The sequence below is a fragment of the Actinomycetota bacterium genome (assembly GCA_036280995.1).
Classification (GTDB): domain Bacteria; phylum Actinomycetota; class CALGFH01; order CALGFH01; family CALGFH01; genus CALGFH01.
In genome coordinates, this window is the sequence record DASUPQ010000799.1 from 1 (window position 1) to 4452 (window position 4452).

Below are 4452 nucleotides of genomic sequence, written 5' to 3' on the forward strand. Positions count from 1 at the left end.
GGGCGGGGGACGGTCGCCACCTACCTGCTGTCGATGACGCACCACCGGGCCGTGGACGTGGTGCGGCGCGAGGAGAACCTGCGCCGCTGGCGGACCTCGGACGAGGGGCTGGAGTTCGAGCCCGACCCGAAGGCACGGGTCGAGGACGACGTGGTCGCGTCCGAGCGCCGGGCCGAGGTGCGGGCGGCGCTGGGGGAGCTGCCGGTCGCCCAGCGCGAGGCCCTGCTGCTCGCGTACTTCGGAGGCTACACCCAGCGGGAGGTCGCCGCCCTGGTCGGGGTGCCGCTGGGCACGGTGAAGACGCGCATGGCGGCCGGGATGCGCAAGATGAAGGAGGCGCTGCAGGACGCCGGTACCGAGGAGCACCCGTGGACACGCCAATGAGCCACAGCGAGTACGAGGAGCTCGCCGCCGGCTACGTGCTGGGTGCCCTCGAGCCCGACGACGAGCACGTCTTCCGGCGCCACCTCGAGGGCTGCGCGGCCTGCGAGGCCAACGTGCGCGAGCTGGAGGCGGTGGTCGGCGAGCTGGCCTACGCCGCGCCCCAGGTCGAACCGCCGGACACGGTCTGGGCGGGGATCCGCCGCGAGATCCGGCCGGAGGCGGCGCGCCGTCCCGCCGTCCCGCGGCCGGACACGGCCGGCGCCGTCGCCGGGACCGGGCGTCGCCGGCGCGGCCTGCGCGTGCTGCCGGGGCTGGCCGCCGCGGCCGCCATCCTGCTGGTGGTGGCGCTGTCGGTGTGGAACCTGAACCTGCGCGACGAGAACGCGGTCTACCGCGACCGCGTGGCCGCCCTCGAGCGGGCGACCCAGCTCGCCAACGACCCCAACGCCGCCCTGGTGACGCTGGACGACAGCCCCGGCCCGGCGGGCGCTGCGGCCACGGTGATCGCCTCCAGCCGCGAGGACCGGGGCGTGCTGATCGTCGAGAACCTGCCGGCGCTGGCCCGGGACCGCGTCTACGAGCTCTGGAGCGTGCCGGGAGGCGACATCGGCAAGGCCGAGAAGGCACTGGTCTTCCAGACCCTGCAGCGCCCGGGCACCCAGACGCTGCTGTTCGAGGCGCCGATCCAGCCGGGGACGGTGTTCGCGATCACCGACGAGCCAGGCCCCGACGGGAGCGCGAAGCCGACCACCCAGCCGATCCTGACCGGCCTCCCGCCGACCGCATGACCCGGCCGAACGTGGCGATAGCCCGGATTGGCTACGTTGGCCGTAGTCATACCGAGGGGTTCATCGTCGGTATGGTGGCATGCACACTGCACTCTGTACGAGAATCGGCACACTCGTGTGACCGGTTGTGTCCGCAAGTAGTTTTGGCCGCCCGACTCGAGGGGACGACATAGCCTATGACCCAGAGCCAGACGACGGCGCCTTCGCTCCTGGGGCTCGAGGAGGACGGCCGTGACCTCTTCGGGTTGGCCGCCCACAAGCTCAACACGCCGCTGGCCTGCATCCGTGGGTTCGTCTCCACCCTCCTGCAACGTGGCGACCAGCTCGACACCGAGACGGTCCAGCAGTTCCTCTCGCTGGTGCTGACCCAGACCGACCGCCTCCAGGGCCTGGTCAGGGACTTCCTCCTCCTGGCCCGGGTCAACGGCGGCATCGAGGCCCTGGCCCGGCCGTTCCGGCCCCGCGACGTGCTCCTCAACCTGGTCGACGACCTCGGCACCGAGGGGGTGAGGGTCCGCTTCGCCGGCGACGTCGACAGCGAGGCGGTCGGCGACGCCGAGCTGGTCAAGCTGGCCCTGCGCCCGCTGGTCGAGAACGGCCTCACCTACGGCCCGCGCCTCGGCATGGTCACCGTCACCGTCGACGCCGGCCCCCAGGGCACGGCCTGGGAGGTCCACGACGGCGGCTCGCGCCTCACCAACGAGCGCATCAGCCAGCTGTTCCGGCCCTTCACCCGCTCCGACGAGCCGGTGGAGCGGCGCGGCTCCGGGGCGGGCCTCGGCCTCACCCTGGCCAAGGCCTACGCCCAGGTCCTCGGCGGCGAGGTGGGCGGCAGGGCCGACGAACAGGGTACGGTCTTCTGGGTCAAGGTCCCGGCCCCGGCCGCCGAGGGAGCATAGGTGAGCGAAACGAGCAACCACGAGGAGAACGGCGCACCGACCAAGGTCCTGGTGGTCGACGACCACTCGGTGACCCGGCACGGTGTCGTCCTGCTGTGCAAGAACGCCGAGGGCGTCCAGGTCATCGGCGAGGCGTCCGACGGCAACGAGGCCATCCAGCAGGTCGCCGAGCTGCTGCCCGACGTCGTCCTGATGGACGTCGACATGCCGCGCCGCGACGGGATCAGCGCCACCAAGCAGATCCGCCAGGACCACCCGTCGGTCGGGGTGGTCGTGCTCACCGTCCACGAGGACCAGGAGACGATCTTCGAGGCCATCAAGGCCGGCGCGTCCGGGTACCTGCCCAAGTCGGCCACCCTCGACGACATCCGGTCGGCGGTCAAGGCGGTGGCCGCCGGGGGCTCGTTCCTGGACCCGGTGCAGGCGCGCAAGCTGCTGCACCAGTTCAACCGCTACGCCGACGAGACCAAGGCCGCGGCCGACATCTACTACCTGCTCACCGGGCGGGAGCGGGAGATCCTGGCCCTGCTGGCCGAGGGCCTGACCTCGCGGCAGATCGCCAGCCAGCTGGTCATCTCCGAGCGGACGGTCAACACCCACATCGGCAACATCTACCGCAAGCTCCACGTCAACAACCGGGTGGACGCGGTGCGGGAGGCCATGCGGATCCGTCTGGTCGAGCCCCCTAGGTAGTCCTCACCACCCAGCGTGTCCAGGTATTGACGCTTTCCCGAGCATCTGCGCAGAAATAGGTAGATCGGCTCAACAGATAGGGCGATGGGGGGCCGGAGCGGACGCCGTAGCATCGGCCTGAATGCTGTTCAGCTCAGAGCAGCCGAGTCTGGAGCTTCCGGTGCCGGCCCACGTGCTCGTCCTCGACGCCGCCGAAGGGATCGGGCCTTGGGCAAGGGATGCCCTGGCCCACGCCGGGCTTGCCTGCGCCCTGGTCAAGGAGAACATCGAGGCCCTGCGCAGCGTCGACGCCCAGTGGCCGGCCCTGGTGGTCGTGCCCCTGGACGAGGTCGAGCGCTGGGCGCCGGTGCTCGGCCGCCTGGGCGACGGCCCGACCACCGTCCCGGTCCTCGGCATGGCCAGCCGGGACGCCTCGGTCGACGTGACCCCGGCCCTGGCCCTAGGCGTCACCGACCTGCTCACCTACCCGTGCAATGGCGATGACCTGGTCGAACGGGTCACCTCATCGATGCGAGGGCGCCGCTCGGCCCGCGGGCCCGACCGCTCTGAGCCCGCCTCGCCCATGGCCCAGCTCCGCGCCGTCACCGAGGCCGCCGAGGAGGCCCTGCTGCGCACCGAGACGGCCGTGGCCAGGGTCAGCCGGGCCGAGGAGCGTGAGCACCTCCGCCAGGCCAGGGACTCGCTGTCGCACTCGCTGCAGGTGATCCTCGGCACCATGATCGGCAGCGCCGAGGCCGCCGGGCCGGGCCGCGAGGGCCACTCGCGCCGGGTCGCCACGATCACCCGGGACCTGACCGACGCCCTCGGCTGGCCGCCCCTGCGGGTCAGGGGCATGGAGCTGGCCGGGCTGTTCCTCGACATCGGGATGCTGGCCCTGCCCTCCGACCTGCTGTCCCCGCGGGGGCCGCTGGAGCCGGCCGCGGTCGAGCTGCTGCAGGGCCACGCCGACATCTCCGGCGACATCCTGGAGCCGCTGGCCCGGGTCGGCCTGCCCGTGGCCGCCGTCCGGGCCCACCACGAGCGCCTCGACGGCTCCGGCTACCCGCGCGGCCTGCGCGGCCGGCAGGTGCCGTTCGGCGCCCAGATCCTGGCTGTCGTGGACACCTGGGCCGCCCTGACCCGGCCCCGGCCCCACCGCCCGGCCATGGGGGAGCGGGAGGCGCTGGCCGTGCTGCGCCAGCAGGCCGGTCTCGGCCGCCTGCCCGGCAAGCTGGTCGACGCCCTCGAGCCGCTGGTGCTGTCCGGCCGGCTCGAGCAGGGCGGTGGCGGCCAGCAGCCGGGCGGCGAGCCCGACGACCCTGACGACCCGTCGTCACGGATGCCCCAGCCCCAGCGCCTGACCGTCGCCGCCCAGCCGGCCCTCTCGCTCTAGTCGAGGGTGAGGATGCGGCGAACCCGTTGGGCGGAGCGCGGCGTCACCTCGGTCGAGTACGCCCTGATGGTCTCAATCATCGCCCTGCTCCTCGTGGCCGGCGTGGTGGCCCTCTACAACGCCGTCCAGGAGCGCTTCGACCAGAACGCCGACTGCGCCGAGCAGGCGTACGAGCAAGCCGGCTGTTGAGTGGACAGGAACGGGTGGGTAATTCTGCCGAAGTCCGATCTGCACCAGACCCGATGGGCATGTGACCCCTTGGGCGACTAGGTTCCCCTGCGATGCGTTGGCGAGACACGCCCGCAAATGGACGGGT

At 72.3% G+C, this 4452-nt stretch carries 6 protein-coding genes; all 6 read left to right on the forward strand.

Going from position 1 to position 4452, the window contains the following annotated elements; all coding sequences use genetic code 11:
* Positions 1–384, forward strand: a 384-nt coding sequence (locus VF468_26740; GenBank protein HEX5881887.1) for a sigma-70 family RNA polymerase sigma factor, incomplete at its 5' end; no start/stop codon positions are given.
* Positions 369–1172, forward strand: a complete 804-nt coding sequence (locus VF468_26745) for an anti-sigma factor (protein HEX5881888.1) — start codon at positions 369–371, stop codon at positions 1170–1172. The genes VF468_26740 and VF468_26745, both read left to right, overlap by 16 nt.
* 176 nt (positions 1173–1348) lie before the next feature.
* Positions 1349–2071, forward strand: a complete 723-nt coding sequence (locus VF468_26750; protein HEX5881889.1) for a HAMP domain-containing sensor histidine kinase — start codon at positions 1349–1351, stop codon at positions 2069–2071.
* Complete coding sequence (locus tag VF468_26755) at positions 2072–2764, forward strand: response regulator transcription factor (GenBank protein ID HEX5881890.1); 693 nt, start codon at positions 2072–2074, stop codon at positions 2762–2764.
* A 121-nt stretch (positions 2765–2885) separates the two neighbouring features.
* Entirely contained in the window at positions 2886–4136 is a 1251-nt protein-coding gene (locus VF468_26760) for an HD domain-containing phosphohydrolase (GenBank protein HEX5881891.1), read from the forward strand.
* A 12-nt stretch (positions 4137–4148) separates the two neighbouring features.
* A complete protein-coding gene (locus tag VF468_26765; GenBank protein HEX5881892.1) occupies positions 4149–4325 on the forward strand; it encodes a Flp family type IVb pilin in 177 nt (58 codons plus the stop codon).
* Positions 4326–4452: the final 127 nt, after the last annotated feature.

Bases quoted from the DNA above. Each gene is read 5' to 3' on its own strand.
- VF468_26750 (HEX5881889.1), top strand. From the start codon at position 1,349: ATGACCCAGAGCCAGACGACGGCGCCTTCGCTCCTGGGGCTCGAGGAG.
- VF468_26760 (HEX5881891.1), top strand. From the start codon at position 2,886: ATGCTGTTCAGCTCAGAGCAGCCGAGTCTGGAGCTTCCGGTGCCGGCC.
- VF468_26765 (HEX5881892.1), top strand. From the start codon at position 4,149: ATGCGGCGAACCCGTTGGGCGGAGCGCGGCGTCACCTCGGTCGAGTAC.